This is a genomic window from Lentzea sp. NPDC051208, from assembly GCF_040682435.1.
Classification (GTDB): Bacteria; Actinomycetota; Actinomycetes; order Mycobacteriales; family Pseudonocardiaceae; genus Lentzea; species Lentzea kristufekii.
In genome coordinates, this window is sequence record NZ_JBFBAW010000007.1 from 418,021 (window position 1) to 435,841 (window position 17,821).

General features: G+C 69.7%; 15 protein-coding genes. 2 read left to right on the plus strand and 13 right to left on the minus strand.

Annotation, left to right across the window (positions count from 1 at the left end; translation table 11 throughout):
- Positions 1-5 precede the first annotated feature (5 nt).
- The 13 genes from AB0M48_RS19960 to eccCa all read right to left on the minus strand — a co-directional run bounded on the left by AB0M48_RS19960 (position 6) and on the right by eccCa (position 14,717).
- The gene (locus tag AB0M48_RS19960; RefSeq protein ID WP_093591261.1) at positions 6-299 is read right to left on the minus strand and encodes a hypothetical protein; all 294 of its coding nucleotides are present in this window, start codon (positions 297-299) and stop codon (positions 6-8) included.
- Positions 300-471: 172 nt separating this feature from the next.
- Positions 472-735 (minus strand): hypothetical protein, encoded by a 264-nt coding sequence (locus AB0M48_RS19965; RefSeq protein ID WP_363843815.1) that lies wholly within the window; start codon positions 733-735, stop codon positions 472-474.
- Positions 736-755: 20 nt separating this feature from the next.
- Entirely contained in the window at positions 756-2,090 is a 1,335-nt protein-coding gene (gene glmM, locus AB0M48_RS19970; RefSeq protein WP_363843820.1) for a phosphoglucosamine mutase, read from the minus strand.
- 192 nt (positions 2,091-2,282) lie between these two features.
- Positions 2,283-2,879 (minus strand): 30S ribosomal protein S9, encoded by a 597-nt coding sequence (gene rpsI / locus AB0M48_RS19975; protein ID WP_363843823.1) that lies wholly within the window; start codon positions 2,877-2,879, stop codon positions 2,283-2,285.
- A gap of 26 nt (positions 2,880-2,905) precedes the next feature.
- Positions 2,906-3,349, minus strand: coding sequence for a 50S ribosomal protein L13 (rplM, locus tag AB0M48_RS19980; protein WP_030478339.1), 444 nt, complete (start codon positions 3,347-3,349; stop codon positions 2,906-2,908).
- Between the two features lie 256 nt (positions 3,350-3,605).
- Entirely contained in the window at positions 3,606-3,884 is a 279-nt protein-coding gene (locus tag AB0M48_RS19985; protein ID WP_363843827.1) for a WXG100 family type VII secretion target, read from the minus strand.
- A gap of 62 nt (positions 3,885-3,946) precedes the next feature.
- The gene (locus AB0M48_RS19990) at positions 3,947-4,255 is read right to left on the minus strand and encodes a WXG100 family type VII secretion target (RefSeq protein ID WP_363843830.1); all 309 of its coding nucleotides are present in this window, start codon (positions 4,253-4,255) and stop codon (positions 3,947-3,949) included.
- Between the two features lie 150 nt (positions 4,256-4,405).
- Entirely contained in the window at positions 4,406-4,792 is a 387-nt protein-coding gene (locus AB0M48_RS19995; protein ID WP_363843833.1) for a hypothetical protein, read from the minus strand.
- A 25-nt stretch (positions 4,793-4,817) separates the two neighbouring features.
- Positions 4,818-6,632, minus strand: coding sequence for a type VII secretion-associated protein (locus AB0M48_RS20000; protein ID WP_363843836.1), 1,815 nt, complete (start codon positions 6,630-6,632; stop codon positions 4,818-4,820).
- 83 nt (positions 6,633-6,715) lie between these two features.
- Positions 6,716-6,964: a hypothetical protein gene (locus AB0M48_RS20005; RefSeq protein WP_363843839.1), complete on the minus strand. Its 249-nt coding sequence runs from the start codon at positions 6,962-6,964 to the stop codon at positions 6,716-6,718.
- A 3-nt stretch (positions 6,965-6,967) separates the two neighbouring features.
- A complete protein-coding gene (locus AB0M48_RS20010) occupies positions 6,968-9,802 on the minus strand; it encodes a BTAD domain-containing putative transcriptional regulator (protein WP_363843842.1) in 2,835 nt (944 codons plus the stop codon).
- A 40-nt stretch (positions 9,803-9,842) separates the two neighbouring features.
- Positions 9,843-9,998, minus strand: a complete 156-nt coding sequence (locus AB0M48_RS20015) for a hypothetical protein (protein WP_363843845.1) — start codon at positions 9,996-9,998, stop codon at positions 9,843-9,845.
- 693 nt (positions 9,999-10,691) lie between these two features.
- Positions 10,692-14,717 (minus strand): type VII secretion protein EccCa, encoded by a 4,026-nt coding sequence (gene eccCa, locus AB0M48_RS20020; protein ID WP_363843848.1) that lies wholly within the window; start codon positions 14,715-14,717, stop codon positions 10,692-10,694.
- A gap of 230 nt (positions 14,718-14,947) precedes the next feature.
- Here eccCa and eccD point away from each other — a divergent pair, with 230 nt between their 5' ends.
- On the plus strand, positions 14,948-16,351 hold the full coding sequence (gene eccD, locus AB0M48_RS20025) for a type VII secretion integral membrane protein EccD (RefSeq protein WP_363843851.1): 1,404 nt from the start codon (positions 14,948-14,950) through the stop codon (positions 16,349-16,351).
- Positions 16,348-17,760, plus strand: coding sequence for a type VII secretion-associated serine protease mycosin (mycP, locus tag AB0M48_RS20030; RefSeq protein ID WP_363843853.1), 1,413 nt, complete (start codon positions 16,348-16,350; stop codon positions 17,758-17,760). The genes eccD and mycP overlap by 4 nt, the downstream gene beginning before the upstream one ends.
- Positions 17,761-17,821: the final 61 nt, after the last annotated feature.

Sequence of the window (17,821 nt, forward strand, 5' to 3'; positions counted from 1 at the left end):
ACTCGTTACCCCTTGAACTGGCTCGAGGTCTGCGCCTCGTTCGACTCGTACGTCTTGGCGACGTCCTTCAGGCGCGTGGCGATGCCGGTCGCCTCCTTGCCGAACTTCTCCAAGTCCTGGCCGAAGAGGTCGAAGCAGGCCTTGTACTCGGCGGCGACGCCCTGGAACTTGCGGCCGACCTGCCCGGCTCCCACACCCGGCACGGCCGCGGCCTTCATCTGGATCAGGGCTGATCCCTCTGCCTCGTACGTCCCCGCAGCCTTGGTCAAATCGCCGGACTGAACGCCGAACCCGGACATCTGCTCGCCTCCCCTAGTCCCCGATCTGACGCAATTCGGTCTCATCGGGTTCCGCCATACAGTGCCAGCTCGGATCACGCGGTGACCGGAGCTCCACGATGTCGGTTGCCTTAGTAAACAGCCATTCGGCGCAAGACGCTGGTGATCACCACTGATCGAGTGGGCGCGCCGGTCACCAGCCGTTCGGCGGTGGTGGGGGTGGACTCTGCTGCGAATGGGGCTGCTGCGGCTGCGGGTACCCCTGAGGCGGGTACGGCGGCTGAGCCTGCTGCGGGAAGCCCTGCTGCGGGTACGGCTGGTGGTGCGGATGCCCGTGACCGGGCGGGAACGGGGGCTGGGCGACCGGTTTGCGCCTCGTCGTCGCGACAACGGCGATGATGACCGCTGTCACACCTCCCAGCAGCACCAGGAGTACGAGCAACATCAACATGGTCATCCCCAGCCCCCTGTGGTCCTTCAGTGCACTGAGGAAACCACACCGGCCAGGCGCTGCGCGGCAGACTGGGCCTGTTCGTGGCTGGTGGCCTCGACCATCACCCGCACGAGCTGCTCGGTGCCGGACGGGCGCAGCAGCACGCGGCCGGTGTCACCGAGCTCGGCCTCGACGGCGGCGACGGCCTCGCTGACCGACGACGCCTTGGCGACGGCCGCCTTGTCGGTGACCTTCACGTTGATCAGGACCTGCGGCAGGCGGCGCATCACCGAGGCGAGGTCGGCGAGCGACTTGCCGGTCTCGGCCATGCGGGCCATCAGGCGCAGCGCGGTGAGCAGGCCGTCGCCGGTGGTGGCGTGCGCGGGCAGCACGACGTGGCCCGACTGCTCGCCGCCGAGCGAGTAACCGCCGGCCTTGAGGTCCTGCAGCACGTAGCGGTCGCCGACGGCGGTGGTGCGCAGGCGGATCGACGACTCCCGCATGGCGATGTGCAGGCCGAGGTTGCTCATCACGGTCGCGACGAGCGTGTCCTCGAACAGCTCACCCGCGTCGCGCATGGCGATCGCGAGGACCGCGAGGATCTGGTCGCCGTCGACCGGCTCGCCCTGGGCGTCCACGGCGAGGCAGCGGTCGGCGTCGCCGTCGTGCGCGATACCGAGGTCGGCACCGTGCTCGCGGACCGCGGCGGCGACGACGTCGATGTGGGTGGAACCACAGCCGTCGTTGATGTTGAGGCCGTCCGGGTTCGCGTTGATCGCGATCACCTCGGCCCCGGCGCGGCGGTAGGCGTCCGGTGCGGCCACCGACGCGGCACCGTTCGCGCAGTCCACCACGACCTTGAGGCCGTCGAGGCGGTGCGGTGTGACCTTGAGCAGGTGCTCGACGTACTGGATCTCGGCGTCGGGAACGTCGCGCACCCGGCCGATCGCGGCCCCGGTGGGACGGTCGAAGCCGGTGCCCATGTGCTGCTCGATCTCGTCCTCGACCTCGTCGGGCAGCTTGTGGCCACCCGCGGCGAAGAGCTTGATCCCGTTGTCCGGCATCGCGTTGTGCGACGCCGAGATCATCACGCCGATGTCGGCGCCGAGCGCGGCGACCAGGTGCGCGACCGCGGGCGTGGGCAGGGCGCCGACGCGCAGCACGTCCGCACCGGCCGAGGTCAGGCCGGCGGTGACGGCGGCGTCGAGCATCTCGCTGCTCGCCCTGGGGTCGCGGCCGACGACGGCGACGGGACGGTGGGTGCGGTCGTGCTCGGCGAGCACCCTTGCCGCCGCTGCGGCGACGGACATCGCGAGCTCGGGGGTGAGATCGGCGTTGGCGAGACCGCGTACACCGTCGGTGCCGAACAGGCGGGCCATGAATCCTCCGAATTGGACACTGCGAGGCGGCGAGAAAGGACCCGGAAAACACTGCGGGAGCAGCAGTTCGTGGTGAACTGCTGCTCCCGCAGGTGTAGCTGGATGACGCTCGGGGTGCGGGGTGTGCCCGCACTCACCGCGGAAGAGCAGTGGTCTGACGAACGCAGACACGGCTCGCCCCGCGGCGGAGCATCAACGCTTGGAGTACTGAGGCGCCTTGCGGGCCTTCTTCAGACCGTACTTCTTGCGCTCCTTGACCCGCGGGTCACGAGTGAGGAAGCCGGCCTTCTTGAGGACCGGACGGTCCTCGGCGTCGATGGCGATCAGCGCACGCGCGATGGCGAGACGCAGCGCACCGGCCTGGCCGGTGATGCCGCCGCCGTGCAGGTTGCCGATCACGTCGAAGGTCTCGGGCTTCTCCGTGGTGACGAGCGGCTCCCTGATGAGCTGCTGGTGCACCTTGTTCGGGAAGTAGGCCTCGAGGGTCTTGCCGTTCAGCGTGAACTTGCCGGTGCCGGGCACGAGGCGGACGCGGACGACGGCCTCCTTGCGGCGGCCGACGGTCTGCGCGAGGTGCGCGGCGCCGTTCAGCGAGAGGGCGACCACCGGCGCGGAGGTCTCTTCGACGACCTCGGCCTCGTCGGCGTCAGCCTCGGGGGCGTCAGCGTCGGCCTCAACGGCCTCGGGAGCCTCGTCGGCCTCAGGAGCGTCGACGACCTCGGCCTCGACAACCTCGGCCTCGACCTCGGGGGTCTCGACCTCAGGGGTCTCGTTCTCAGGGGTGGTCACAGGAACTTCCTTGGTGTTCTCGTCGCTCACTGGGCGATCTTCTTGATCTCGAAGGCCTGCGGCTGCTGCGCCTCGTGCGGGTGGCTCGCGCCTGCGTAGACCTTGAGCTTGTTCGCGATCTGACGGCCAAGGCGGTTCTTGGGCAGCATGCCCTTGATCGCCTTCTCCACCAGGCGGTCCGGACGCGTGTCCAGGACCTCGCCGAAGGACTGCTTGCGCAGACCACCGGGGAAGCCGGAGTGGCGGTACTGGAACGCCTGGTCGCGCTTCGCGCCGGTCAGAGCGACCTTGTCAGCGTTGATGATGACAACGAAGTCACCAGTGTCAACGTGAGGCGCATAAGTCGGCTTGTGCTTGCCGCGCAGCAGCGTCGCGGCCTGGGTGGCGAGCCGGCCGAGCACCACGTCCTGGGCGTCGATCACATGCCAGGTGCGGGTCACCTCACCGGGCTTCGGGCTGTACGTGCGCACGGATCTACCTCGTCGTCACTTGCGTCTGGGGTCACTGCGGCGGTTGCCCCAGACCGATCTTGGACGAACCAAGCGGTGGTTCCGAGACAGGCGCGGCACACATGGGCGCCAGCTACCGCACAACAACGTCAGAAGATACCGGATGGGGGGCGCCGGGACCAAAACGGCCCCTCCTAAGCGCCCGCCCCTGGACGTACGCGAGCCCCGGACCACGTGGTTCCGGGGCTCGCGAGGGTGTAGCCGAGAACGAGCAGGCTTACCAGCGCTGCAGGTTCTGCTTCTCAGCCTGCTCGTACGCCTCGCCGGCCTGGCCGACGGCGGTACCGATGGCGGCGAGGACCTTCTGCAGGTCGGCAGCGGCCTCGTCCCACTGCTTCTGGGCGACCTCGTAGGCCTCACGGGCGTCGCCCTGGTAGCCGGCCAGGGTCTTCGTCACCTCGGCGCGGAGCTCGTCGAGCTGGCCGTCGACCTGCGTGGCCGAGCTGCTGATGGTCTGGGACGCGGCCGCGATCTCGGCGAACGTAACCTGAAGCATTTCATCTCCCCTTGAAGTCGAGAAAATTCAGAAGGTCTTGCGGAACTGCGAGCTTGCGGGGATCAGCCGCCGAGACGGGCGGTGATGCCGGAGATGGAGGACTTGTTGTCCTCTTCCTGGCGGGCGTAGACGTCCGCGGAGCTCGCGATCGACTCGGCGATGGTGTTGAGGGCCTGCGACAGCTTCCGCGCGTCCTCGTTGAAGCGGTCCATCAGGGTCTTGAAGGCGGTGGCCGACTCACCCTTCCAGGTGGCGCCCACCTGGTCGACGGCGCCCGACACCTGACGGAGGGTGCCCTGCGTCGACTCGTCGACGGAGATGATGCGCTTGGCCAGGGCGTCGAGCTCGGCTGCGGTAACTTCCAATGCCATTGGGAGATGCCCCCTTCAGAGAACTTCAGGTCGCGTACTTCTTGGTTCGTACGCCTCTTACGACGCATGACCCTGCCATGCCGGTTCCGCCCTGTCGCGACTTCTTTCGAAGTAGTTGCGCTAGTAAACGGCTCCGGGTGAAACCGGGAGTCAGTAGAGGATTCGCGACTGCGAAAAGTCCTCGTCATCGTCACTCGCACGGGGAAGCTGACCACTCGGACCAGCGACGGCCGCGGAACCGAGAGTCACCCGTTCCGTCTCAACTGGAGCGGGAGCGGCCGGTTCTGCGACGTCCGGCACCTGTTCGACGGCCAGCCCGCGGTCGGCGCGGAACCCCGTGGCGGCCTCCCGGACGTCGGCGGGAGTGGCCTGAGCACCGGGCTCGACCTTGCGCTCACGGGCCCGCTCCGCCAGGTCACGTGTGCGTTCCCGCAGCTTGGCATTGCGTTCACCGATCTCACCCGACGCGCGGCGGGCGCGGGTGACCGCTGCTCCGACCTCGGCGCGGAACCGGGCGAGGACCTCGGTGGCGGACATCGGCGGCTCTCCTGACGTCGTGCTGCTAGGACTTGATCACGAGCGAGCGGACGATCTGCTCGCAGGCGGTGCGGACCTGGGCTTTCGCGGCCTCCGTCGCCTGGCAACCCACGCTGACCTGGTGCTCGCCCGCGAACTGGATGTACCAGTCGACACCGGTCGCCCCGACCACTTCGCGATAGTGAACAACAGACTTGCCCGCAAATGTGGTGTCTTCGGAGAAGTCGGCGACCTCGTCGCCTTTCTTCTGGCGTTGCTCATACGTGTTCTTCAACTCACTCAGCGCACGCCGCCGATCCGAGTCGCTGTTGTACTTAAGTGTTTGCTCCTGCACAGCAATACGGGCTTCGGGTTGTTCGCCATCGGAATTCTTGCGATCAATCGGTTGCAAAAGCACCTGCCGGTCGGGGGCGGCCCCGCCCGTCTGCTCCCACCCGTCCGGCCGCGTGAAGCTGTAGTCGTAGATGGCGATCTGGTCGGCGGGCGGGGTCGGCTGCTGCTTGGAGTCGTCAGGCCTCAGCCAGAAGTAGCCACCGGCACCGGCGGCCGCGAGCGCGATCACGACGCCGATCGCGATGAACAACGGCGCCTTGCTCCTGCGCGGCGGAGGCAGCGGCGAGGCCGGGGGGAACGACGTGGGGAACCGCCCCGGCGGCGGGGGCGTGATCCGGCGGGTGATCTTGCGGGTGGCCTCGTCGCCGACCCGCAGGTTGTGAGTCACCTCACCCGGAGGTCCCTTCGGCTGGGGCGCCTTGGCCACGCCACCGGTCCGTTCCGGATCGAGGCTGACCGCCCGCAGCGCGCCGCGGGCCACCACCGTCTCCGGCTGGTCGATGCTCGTCGGCACCACGCGGATCTGCTCGTGCACCATGCGCGCGACCAGCGGGATCCGGCTGGACCCGCCCACCAGGAACACCCCGGCGAGCTGGTGGGGCGCGACACCGGCGTCGCGGACCGCGGCACCGGCCAGCGCGGCCGCCCGGCTGATCGGCTCGGCGATCAGCTGTTCCAGGTCGGAGCGCGTCACGTGCGCGTCGGGGAACGGCGGCGGCATCGGCACGTCGGTGTAGGCGTGCCGCGACAGCGTCTCCTTGGCGCCCCGCACGTCCTGCCGCAGCACCCGCCGCTTGCGCCGGTCGGTCATCTCACGGCCCTCGACGAGCTGCCGCCACGCCTCGGGGTCCTTGGCCGCGACCAGTCCGCCGACGTGGTCGAGCAACGCCTGGTCGATGTCCGCGCCGCCGAAGCTCGGGTCGCCCTTCGCGGACAGCACCCGGAAGCTCTTGCCGGCCCGCGCCACCACGCTGGCGTCCACCGTGCCGCCACCGAGGTCGAGCACGGCGAGCGCGGCACCGTCCGGAATGGAGTGGCTCGCGGAGTGGAAGACGGCGGCCGCGACGGGTTCGGGCACCAGCACCACCTCGCGGCCGAGCCCCCGGGCCGCCTGCAGCAGGACGCGGGTGCGGACGGTGCCCCAGTCCGCGGGGTGGGTGAGGACGAGGAGGTCGACAGGCGCTCCGCCACCAACGCGCCGTGCTTCTCCCACAGCGCGTGCCAGCACCGCCCGCACAACGTCCACAACGGGCAGCACGGTGGTACCGAGCAGCAACTCCCCCTCGTCGACGCGGCGCTTCGGGTGCGGCTCGTAGCGCGCGGGATCGACCGCCGCCTGGCGTTCGGCCTCCTGGCCGACGAACAACGTGCCGTCGGCGGCCGCGAACACGGCGGACGGCACGAGCGGCTGGCCGTCGAACACCACGACCTGCGGCTCCCGCCCGTGCGCGGAGATCGCCACACAGGTGCTCGACGTGCCGAAGTCGACCGCGACGTGCAGGCTCATGCACCTTCCCCTCTTTCGCGCACATGCTTACCCGATGCGACTGAGCTGGACGACACGGATGACGAAGGTCGCCGTGTCCGATTTCAGCCCAGCGCCGCCACGCGCGCGGCCACCACGTCGGCCCGCGGGTCATTCCTCGACCGGTGGATGTCGACGGCTTCCTGCCAGGCCGCCACTCCCCCTGGCACGGTGCGCACGCGGTTCGCGGCGCCGAGCGACTTGCGCAGGCGGGCCACCACCATCTGCAACGTCTTGTGCGCCCGGTCAGCGGTCGGCGGCGCCCCGTCCAGCAGCACTTCGAGCGGGCCCAGCACCCGGAACTCGACGCTCACCCGTCACACCTCTCGCCGGGCGCGCTCCAGCACGGCCCGCAGTCGTTCTTCCGCGGCAGCGTCACCCGCGTCGGCGTAGTCCTCCACGGCGGCGGCTGCCACCTCGATGGCCTTGCCCACCAGGCCGAGCGCGAGGTTCGCCTCAGCGACGGCGGCTACCGCGCGCACGGCCCCACGTCGTTCGCCGAGCCCTTCGAAGACCGACAACGCCTTCTCCGCGTTGGTCAGCGCCATCCCGGCGTCACCGAGGGCGAGGTCGATCTGGGACAGCTGGACGGTGCAGTAGGCGATGCCCCGGACGTCGCCGGGCTCCTTCATCAGATCGAGCGCCTCACGGCACGCCTCCTCCGCCCGCACGAGATCACCACCGGCCAGTGCGCTGGACGCGATCCGGCTGAGCACCAGCGCGGCCTCGCCGTGCCTGTCACCGTCCCGGCTGCTCGCCAGCGCCTCGTCCAGCACGCGCACCGACTCCTCGTAACGGCCCGCGGACGCGAGCATGGTGCCCAGCTCACGCAGGTTGCCCACGAAGAGGTTCGGGTCCCCGCTCGCCCGTGCCGCGGCCACCGCGCGTTCGGCCAGCTCCACCTGTGGCTGCCCGGTGTGCACCATCGTGTAGTAGGTCAACGCGCCCAGCGTGGAAGCGAGCTCGGCGTGAGCGCTCATCGCCTCGAACGCGTCGGCGCAGCGCGAGTACCTGGCCAGCAGGTCGTCGGTGACCCCTCGCGTGGTCCGCTGGTACAGCAGGTCGAGCTCCGAGCGCCACGCGACGAGCTCGTTCCCCTCGGCGAACGCCGCGTCCCTCAGGAGTTCGCGCAACTGCACGACCCGCTCGTGGGAGAAGTAGATGTCGAGGTAGAAGAACGCGCGGTCGACGAGGTTGGCGGCCTCCTGAACCCAGTTCTCCCGCAGGCAGTACATGATCGCGTGGTCGATGTTGACCTTCTCCGCCAACAGGAACCGCTCGTCGTGCGCGAGCCGCTCGATCTCCGAGCGGTCGAGCAGGGTGGACACGGCGATGGGCTGCAACGGCAGTTCGTCTCCGCCCGACCAGCGCGTGATGCCCAGATCCACGAGGGTCAGCAGCAGTTCGACGTAGTCGCGCATGGCCGTCCTGACGACCTCCGCGTCCTCCCCGCGCACCAGTTCGGCGGCGTACACCGCGAGCAGGTCGTGCAGGCGGTACCGGGGCTCGCCGGTCACGTCCAGGCCGACCTCGTCCAGCAGGTTCGCCTCCACCAGCCGTTCGACGAGCCGTTCCCCGTCGCCACCGGCCAGCACCCCCACCGTCCAGGAGGCCACGTCCGTCGCGCCGAGCAGGCCGAGCCTGCGGAACGCCGTGGCCGCGGCCTCCGGCAACGCCTCGTAGCTGGGGCCGAAGGTCGCCCGCACCTCCAGGTCGCCCATGGTGAGCTCGTCCAGGCGATGACGTTCGTCGGACAGCCGGCGGGCCAGCGAACGCAGGGGCAGCGACTCGCGGGCAGCGAGACGGGCGCCCGCCACCCTGAGCGCGAGCGGCAGCCCGCCGCACGCGCCCGCGATCGCGCTCACGGCGGCGGGGTCGGTGCCCGCCCGTTCCGCGCCGAGCACGCTCGACAGCAGGGCGACGCCGTCCTCGGCGCTCAGCGGCGGCAACCGCAGGCTCAGCGCACCCTCGACCTGGACGAGCTGCTGCCTGCTGCTGATCAGCACCGCGCACCCCGGCGTGCCCGGCAGCAGGGGCCTGACCTGCTCGGCTCCTGCCGCGTCGTCCAGCACCACCAGCATCGAACGGTCGGCGAGCTGGGCTCGGAAGGACGCACTGCGCGCCTCCACGCCGTCCGGCACTGCGGTGGTGGGCACGTCCAGCGCGACGAGCAGCTCGGCGAGCACCTCGGACGGGTCGCGGGGATCGCCGCCCGCGCCGTTGAGCCGGACGAAGATCTGCCCGTCGGGGAACCGGTGCCGCAGCCGGTGCGCGGCCTTGGTCGTGAGCGCGCTCTTGCCCACACCGGGCGCACCGGTCAGGACGACCACCGGGACACCCGGAGCGGCGAGTCCCTCGTCGACCCGGCGCAGCACCTCCGCCCTGCCCACGAAGTCCGCGGTGTCGGGCGGCAGCTGGCAGACGACCTTGCGCCTGCTCACCTCCGTCTCGCCGTTGAGCAGCGCGAGGTGCAGCCTGGACAGCTCCGCCGAGGGGTCCACACCCAGTTCGTCGGCCAGCAGCGCGGTGATCTCGCGGTAGCTCTCGAGCGCCTCCGCCTGCCTGCCCGAGCGGGCCAGTGCCGTCATCCGCTGCGCCCAGAACCGTTCTCGCAGCGGGTACTGCCGCACGAGCTCACCCAGCTCCGCGACCAGGTGCTCGGCCTGGCCGCGGTCCAGGTCGGCGTCGATCCGGCGCTCCAGCACGCCGACGCGTTCGTCCTCGAGACGCGGCACGTCCTCGCGGTGCAGCGCGTCCGACGCCACGTTCGCCAGCGCCGGCCCACGCCACAGTTCCGTAGCCGAGGCGAAGTCACCGCCGCGCACGAACTCGCGGAAGCGCAGCAGGTCGAGCTCCTCCGGCGCCACCTCGACCAGGTAACCGCCGGCGGTCGTGCGCACGCGGTTCGCCTCGCCGAGCGCCTGGCGCAGCCGCAACACCGTCGTCTGCAGCGTCTTGTGCGCACGGTCAGCGGTCGGTGGCTCGCCGTCCCAGAGCCGGTCGACCAACTCGTCGACGGACACGAACCGGTTGGGGCGCAACAACAACGTCGCGAGCAGCACCCTGCCGCGGCCGGCTGGGACGAAGACCGGTTCGCCGTCCGCCAGCACCTCGAGCGGGCCGAGCACCCGGAACTCGACGTTCACGTTCACCCCCAGGACACGCTCCTCTCAGGACGAGTGTGACACCGGCTCAGGACACCCCGCAGTTCTTCGGCAGGGGCCAGGAGAGCTCGGCGAGGTGGCCGCGTTCCAGCCGCAGCACGCCTCGGATGTCCACAGTGGAGGCAGCCGGGCCGGTCGTCCCGGTGTCCGCGCTCCCACTCGGCACGCGGTAGTCGGCTCGCAATGGTCCCCAGGTTCCACGACCAGTTTAGAGGCGCTGTGATCGCGGTGTGAGCGAAGTGTGAGCGGGGCCGGGCACAGTAGTCCTCAGCGGTGCTGGTGGCAGAGGTTCCTGGGGGGCCACCAGCACCGCATCACCAGTTTCCGGGGGCGTCGCGGACGTCGAGCGCCGTGTGACCGAAGTGTGAGCGCGACCGGGCAGAGTGGTCCTCAGCCGGATCGACGACAGTGACATCGAGGTTCTGGGGGGTGTCACGATCGCCGAACTCCTCCTGGCCGCCCCTCCCAGTGGTGCGGTCCGGGCGGAACTCCGGTCATGGGGGGAACCGGACAGTCCCCTGCTGTTCGGTGAAGGCCCGCGGCTTCGGCTGCGGGCCTTTTTCACGGCCGGGAACCGTGTCATCAAGACGTGAGCGACGCGTGAGCGGTGTGCGGCAGAGTCCTCGGCAGCCGGTTCGGAGGAGTCAGCCTGGGGGATGACTCGGACGAACAGGATCCGGAACGCCGGTGCGGTCGCCTCCCTCTTGACCGCGTCGGCGTCCGGGTTCGGCGGATGGGGGGCAGGTAGTACCCCTGCTACCTGGAAGGGCCCGCGGCTTCGGCCGCGGGCCCTCGTCGTTCGCCACGGTCCCCGAAACGACTCGTGGGTGGCCCCGCCGTTGCGGCGAGACCACCCACGAAGACGTTGCGACGACTTCTAGTCCGGCGGGATCCAGGCGAACTGGATGCGCTGCTGACCGTGCTTGCGGGTCACCAGCGTGCCCCGGCCAGGAGGCTGCGGCGACGGCTTGAGGTTGCCGACGATGTTGCCCTCCTCCTTCGAACCGGAACCGATGAAGATCGGCGCCGAGATCTCCTTCAGCTTGCCCATGATCGGGTCGTACATCGCGCGGGACGCACCACCCATGCGGCGGACCACGACGACGTGCAGACCGACGTCCTTGGCCTGCGGGATGAACTCGGCCAGCGGCTGCATGGGGTTCACGCCACCCTGCGGAGCGACCAGGTCGTAGTCGTCGACGATGACGAAGACCTCGGGGCCCTTCCACCAGGAACGGTTCTTGAGCTGTTCCTGCGTGACGTCCGGGCCGGGCATGCGACCGGCGAGCGAGCCCTTGATCTCCTGGATGTTCTGCGTGAACTGCGGGCCCGACACCGCGTAGGTGAGCAGGTGGTCGGTGTCGATGAAGCCGAGCATCGTGCGGCGGTAGTCCGCGAGCAGGATCAACGCCTCGGACGAGGTGTAGCTCTGCATGATGCCGCGGACGATCGTGCGCAGGATGTTCGTCTTGCCCGCCTCACCGTCGGCCAGCGCCATGAAGTGCGGGTCCGCGTCGAAGTCCAGGTAGACCGGCGCGAGCTCGTCCTCGTTGACACCGACCGGGACGAGGTGCCCGCGGTTGGGGAAGGTCTGCTGGACGTGGGCCATGAACTGCCCGTGGTCGAGCAGGTCGGGCAGCATCCGGACCTGCGGGGCGTGCGGGCCCTGCCATGCGGCCGTGAGCTTGCTCGCGAGGTCCGCGACACCCGCCGTGACGCTGTTCGCGTCCTGCGAGGTGTCGATGCGCGGGAGACCGACGAGGTAGTGCAGCCGACGTCCGGTGGAACCGTCCATGATGATGCCTCGGCCAGGACGGCCCGGCGGGACGTTGACCGCCACCTTGCGGTCGACCTCGGACTCGCTCGGGTCACCGAGCCGCAGCTCGAAGCGCGTGCCGAGGAGGTCCTTCATCGCGGGCCGGATCTCCGCCCACCGGCTCGCGCCGATGATCACGTGGACGCCGTAGGACAGACCCTGCGCGGCGAGCGCCTGGATCTGCGGCTCGACCATCTCGAACTCCTGGCGGAAGTTCATCCAGCCGTCGACGATCAGGAAGGCGTCGCCGAACGCGTCGTCCTTGATCTCACCGCGACGCTTGCGGTTGCGGAACTCGGCCAGCTCGATGCGCTGGTCGCGCCAGCGGAGCTCGCGCTCCGAGATCAGCGTCTGCAGCTCGGCCACCATGCGGCGGACCTTGTCGACGTCGAGACGACCGGCGAAACCACCGACGTGCGGCAGGTCCTCCATCGCGGCGAGCGAACCACCACCGAGGTCGATGCAGTAGAACTGCACCTCCTCCGGGGTGTGGGTGAGCGCCATCGACGCGATGATCGTCCGGAGCATCATCGACTTGCCGGACTGCGGGCCACCGACGACCGCGCCGTGGCCGGCCGCACCGGAGAAGTCCGCCCACAGCAGGTCGCGGCGCTGCTCGAACGGCTTGTCGACGATGCCGACCGGGATCTGCAGCGTGCTGTTGGCCGGGTAGCCAGGTGACGTGAGACCGCGGTCCGGGGTCACGTCGAGCGGCGGCAGCATCGTGTCCATCGTCGGCGGCTCGTTGAGCGGCGGCAGCCACACCTCGTGCGCGGGCGGGCCCTGACCGACGAGACGGTCGACGATGAGCTCGAGCTGGGTCGGCTCGTTCGCGTCCTCCTTGACCGGCTCCGCGATCTTGACCGGCTCGAGCGGGCGCTCCGGCTCCTTCGGGATCTCGATGAAGTCCGGCACGAAGAAGCGCGGGCGCTTGTCGCTGCGCACGGCCACCGACTCACCGGCGGACTGCATGCCGGCGGGCCGGTAGGTGCCCGAGACGTAGAGCGCCTTGAACCTGGTGAGCGGCATGCCCTGCACGCTCAGGTAACCCGAGCCCGGGATCGGCGGCAGCTCGTAGGCGTCCGGCACACCGATCGCCGCACGGGACTCCGCCGCGTTGAACGTCTTCAGACCGATCCGGTACGAGAGGAACGTGTCCAGACCGCGCAGCTTGCCTTCCTCGAGCCGCTGCGACGCGAGCAGCATGTGCATCTGCAGCGACCGGCCGACACGACCGATCTGGAGGAAGATGTCGATGAAGTCCGGCTTCGCCGTCAGCATCTCGGAGAACTCGTCGATGCAGATGAACAGCGCGGGCAGCGGGTCGAGCTGGGCACCGTTCTCACGGGCCTTCTCGTAGTCCCAGACGTTCTTGTAGTTGCCCTTCGCCAGGACCTCCTGACGACGCGACACCTCGCCCTCGATGGCGTCCTTCATGCGGTCGACCAGGCTGAGGTCGCCGGCGAGGTTGGTGATCGTCGCGGCGACGTGCGGTGCCTTGTCCAGACCGAGGAACGTCGCACCACCCTTGAAGTCGACGAGGATCATGTTGAGCGCCGTCGACGAGTGCGAGGCCAGCAGACCCAGCACCAGCGTGCGGAGGAACTCCGACTTGCCGGAACCGGTCGCGCCGATGCACAGGCCGTGCGGGCCCATGCCGTCCTCGGCCGCTTCCTTGATGTCGAGCTCGACCGCCTGGCCGTGCTCGCCGATGCCGAACGGGATGCGGTAGCGGTCGCGCTTGGGCCGCGGCCGCCACGCCTGCTGCACGTCGAACGTGATCGGGTCGCCGGGGATGCCCATGAACTCGAGCAGCGGCGGGTTGTTGCTCATCGCCAACGGGTCCTCGCCCGAGTCGCCACCGGCCTCGCCGGCGGCGCCCATGCGGTAGGGCGAAAGCCTGCGGGCGAGCGCCTCGGACTCCACGATGGACAGCCGGTCCGGGGCACCGAACCACTCGACACCGCTCGCGGAACGGGCGCCCAGCTGGTTGTTCTCGACGACGAGCCGCAGACCGCGGCGCGCCGTCAGGTTGCCCAGGCACTCGCTCAGGTCCAGCAGCGTGACGCCGACCAGACCCTCCTCGAGGATGATCATCTCTTCGCGGCTGATGTCGCCGTCGTCGATGACGATCACGATGTGCGGCTGGTCGGGCGGCGGCGGGGCGTTGCGGGTGAACCGCTGCCGGTCGCGCAGGTTCTCGTCCAGCATCGCCTCGATCTCGGCGAGCGAGTTCGCCATCATGCGGCGCTGGCCGATGCCGTCGATGTCGGTGGGGTGCTGCGCGTGCGGCAGCCACTTCACCCACTCCCACAACTGCTTGGTGCGGCCCGCGCTGACGACCGCGATCAGCAGGTCGTCCGGGGCGTGGAAGGTGACGAGCTGGGCGAGGAGGGCGCGCGCGAGGTCGCGGCGGTCCTCGATCTCACCGAGCAGGCCGACCGCGGCGAAACCGCGCAGTGCGATGGAGATCGGGAGGTCGGGCACGAGCGAGTGGGCGCGCACGAAACGGCGCAGCGCCAGCGTCGCGATCGGTTCGAGCTCCTCGACGGGGCCGGTCTGCGGCGGCACCAGGCGGGTCGCGAGGCGCTGCGAGCCCCGTCCCGCGCGCAGGTGGCAGAAGTCCGGGTCGTTCTGGCGGCGTTCCCACATGCGCCTGGTGGTGGCGAGCGACCACAGCATCTGCGGGTCCGGGTGCACCCACTCGCGCTCGGCGCGCTGCTCGTCGGCCGCCTCGCGGGCGCGGTCGCGCATCTGGCCGAGGTACCGCAGGTAGTCCTTGCGGTCCTCGTTCATCTCGGCTTTCTTCTGGCCCTTGCCCGAGCCCATGCCGCTCGCCATCATGCCGATGGTCGAGATCATCATCATGCCCGGCATGATCATCGCCGCGGGCTGCCGCGGCATGAAGACGATCATCATGCCCATCATGCCCATCGACGCCACGATCATGACGACGGGCATCGCCTTCATCATGATGTTGCCGGGGATGATCCGGGGTACCTCGGGTGGCGGTTCGAGGTGGACCTCACCGCCCGGAGGCCGGGGAGCAGCAAGGCGTGCCGTTCGCTTGAACTGCAGCGTGCTCAACTGACAGGCACCTCTTCGACTCGTTACGCCACCAGTAGCAACCGACACTATTGCGCATCCGCGCGCGTCACGAAGGTGGGTCGGAAAAAAACCCAGTCGAACGTGTTCTGCGAACCACACGTGCAAGAGGCGTCGGTGCGGCCATACTAGGGCCGCTCGGCCACCGTCCAGGTGGACCAATAGGGTCGGGCACATCGTTTGCAAGCGTTGATCTGACTTAGGGGGCCCTGGTGGCGACCGGTACGACGGTGTTCAGCCGTGTCACGGTGGTGGCACCTCGAACGCGTATCGACGTCGCGCTGCCTGCCGACGTGGCGGTGGCCGATCTCCTGCCGATGTTGCTCGACATGGCGAGAGAGGCCACTCCGGACGGCGGTGTGCGGCACGGTGGCTGGTGCCTCGCCAAGCTCGGCGACAACCCGCTCGACCCGGCGCGCACGCTGGCTTCGCTCGGCGTCGTCGACGGCGAACTGCTGCAGTTGCGGCGCCGCAACGAGAATCCGCCGCCGCCGTTGTACGACGACGTCGTCGACGCGATCGCGGAGTCCGATCCGGACTCCTTCCGGCCGTGGACCAAGGAGACCGCGCAGCGGTTCGGTCACCTGGCCGGCGCGCTCGCGCTGATCGCGTCCGCGGTGGCGTTGTTCCTGTCGGGCCCGATCACGCAGGGCGGTTCCGGCAGCGGTCTCGCGGCCGCCATCGCCGGCGGTGTCGGCGCGATCGCCATGCTGGCGGCCGGTGCGACCATCGCGCGGGCGTACAGCGCGGCGTCGACCGGTGTGCTGATCGCCGCGTGCGGTTCGCTGCCGCTGGCGTTCGTCGCGGGCTTCCACGCCGTGCCCGGCGTCGGGTTCAACCCGAAGATGCTGCTCGCGTCCGCGCTGATGATGATCTTCGCGTGGGGCGGCATCCTGCTGATCGGCCACGGCATCACGGTGTTCATCGCCGCGGCGACCGGCGGCACGCTCGTGGCGCTGGCGTTCCTCGTGGCGACGTTCGTCGAGCACCCGCTGTCCGGCGTGGCCGCCGCGACCGGTGCCGTGGCGCTCGCCGCGCTGTCGATGCTGCCGAGGCTCACGCTGCAGCTGGCCAAGATCCCGCCGCCCGTCGTGCCGACGAACGCCGAGGACCTCAAGGAGGACAGCGGCTTCCCGGAGTACGCGGTCATCGAGCGTCGCACGGCCGTCGCGCACGAGTACCTGACGGGCATGATCATCGGCACCGGCGTGGTCGCGGCACTGGCCGCCATCGTCGCCGCGGGCGCCGACACGGTCTGGGGCCCGATCTACGGCGTCGTCGTCGCGATCGTGCTGATGATGCGCGGCCGGGCGTACGCGAACGGCGCGCAGGCCGTCGCCCTGCTGTCGACGGGCATGTTCGCCAGCGCGGGCATCCTGCTCGGCTGGCTGATCTCGTCGACCTCGTTCAACCGCATCGCGTTCGTCTTCGGCACGCTGCTGGTGCTCGGCGCGCTCGCGCTGGTGCTCGGTGTGATCTTCCCCGGGCAGAAGTTCTCGCCGCCGTTGCGCCGCACCGTCGACATCATCGAGGCGATCCTGATCGCCTCCGTGCTGCCGCTGGCGCTGGCGGTCATGGACATGTACCAGGTGTTCCGAGGCTTGATCACGCTATGAGGACCGGCATCAGGCGCACCACGGCGGCCGCGACCGCCGGACTGCTTCTGCTGACGGGGACGCTGCCGCAGGCCTCCGCTCAGCCGTCCTCCACGCCGGCGGCCGCGCGGCCGAACTCGGTGCCGCCGGACCTGCCGGCCGGCACCCCGCCGCCCGCCGACACGGGCGCACCGGACGTGAAGTACGAGCGCACCTCGAAGGGGTGCGTGGAGTCCGACACCAAGAGCGAACTGATCGAGTACATGCCCTGGGGCCAGGTCTACCTGAACCTGGAGCAGGCGCACCGGTTCGCCAAGGGCAAGGGCATCAAGATCGCGATCATCGACACCGGTGTCGACCCGCGCAACCCCCGCTTCGGCGGCAGGGTCCAGGGCGCCGGTGAGTACGTCTTCGGCAACGCGAACGGCACCGACGACTGCGACGGCCACGGCACCGAGGTGGCCGGTGTCGCCGCCGCGGCCAAGACCGAGGGCGACTTCGTCGGCGCCGCACCGGAAGCGACGATCCTGGCGATCCGCCAGACCAGCGACCGGTTCGAGTTCAAGGGTGACGCGACCAACGAGAAGCGCGCCTCGGCCGGCAAGGTCGGCACGCTGGCGATGGCCATCGTGCGCGCCGCGAACCAGGGCGCCAGAGTGATCAACATTTCGCTGACGAACTGCAGCTCTCCCAAGGGCTTCAGCGCGGACGACCAGAAGCTGCAGGCCGCGATCCGGTACGCCGTCGACGTCAAGGACGCGGTGATCGTCACGGCCGCCGGCAACCTGAGCGACCAGGGAACCGGTTGCAGCGCCCAGAACAACAACCTGGACCCGACCAACGTCAACTCGGTGTCGTCGCCGGCGTGGTTCGCCGACGACGTGCTGTCGGTGGGGTCGATCGCGCGCTCCGGCGAGGTCTCGTCGTTCAGCGTCTGGGGCCCGTGGGTCAGCATCGCCGCACCGGGCGAGGAGATCATCTCCGTCGACCCCAAGGGCACCGGCCTGACGAACGCGAACGTCACCGCGCAGGGCGTGCAGGACATCAAGGGCACGAGCTTCGCGTCCCCGTACGTCGCGGGCATCACGGCACTGGTGCGCGAGCGGTTCCCGAACCTCAAGGCGCGTCAGGTGATGGACCGCCTCAAGGCCACGGCCCTGCACCCCGGCAACGTGTCCGGCAAGGACAACAAGGTCGGCTTCGGCATGGTCAACCCGGTCGCCGCGCTCACCGCGGTGCTGCCCGGTGAGGCGGCCGGGTTCAAGGCCGCGGACCCGAAGGAGATGAACACGGCCGTCACCCCGCCGCCGGGGCTCGACTGGCCGCCGATCATCGTGGCGCTGAGCGGCATCGGTGTCGGTGGCGCGCTGCTGATGCTGACGCTGATCATCCGCAACTCGCTCAACCGCAAGCGCAAGCAGCCCGCCTAGCGCTCGCAGCAGAACGAAATGGCCCCGCCGGAATTCACCGGCGGGGCCATTCGCGTTGCAG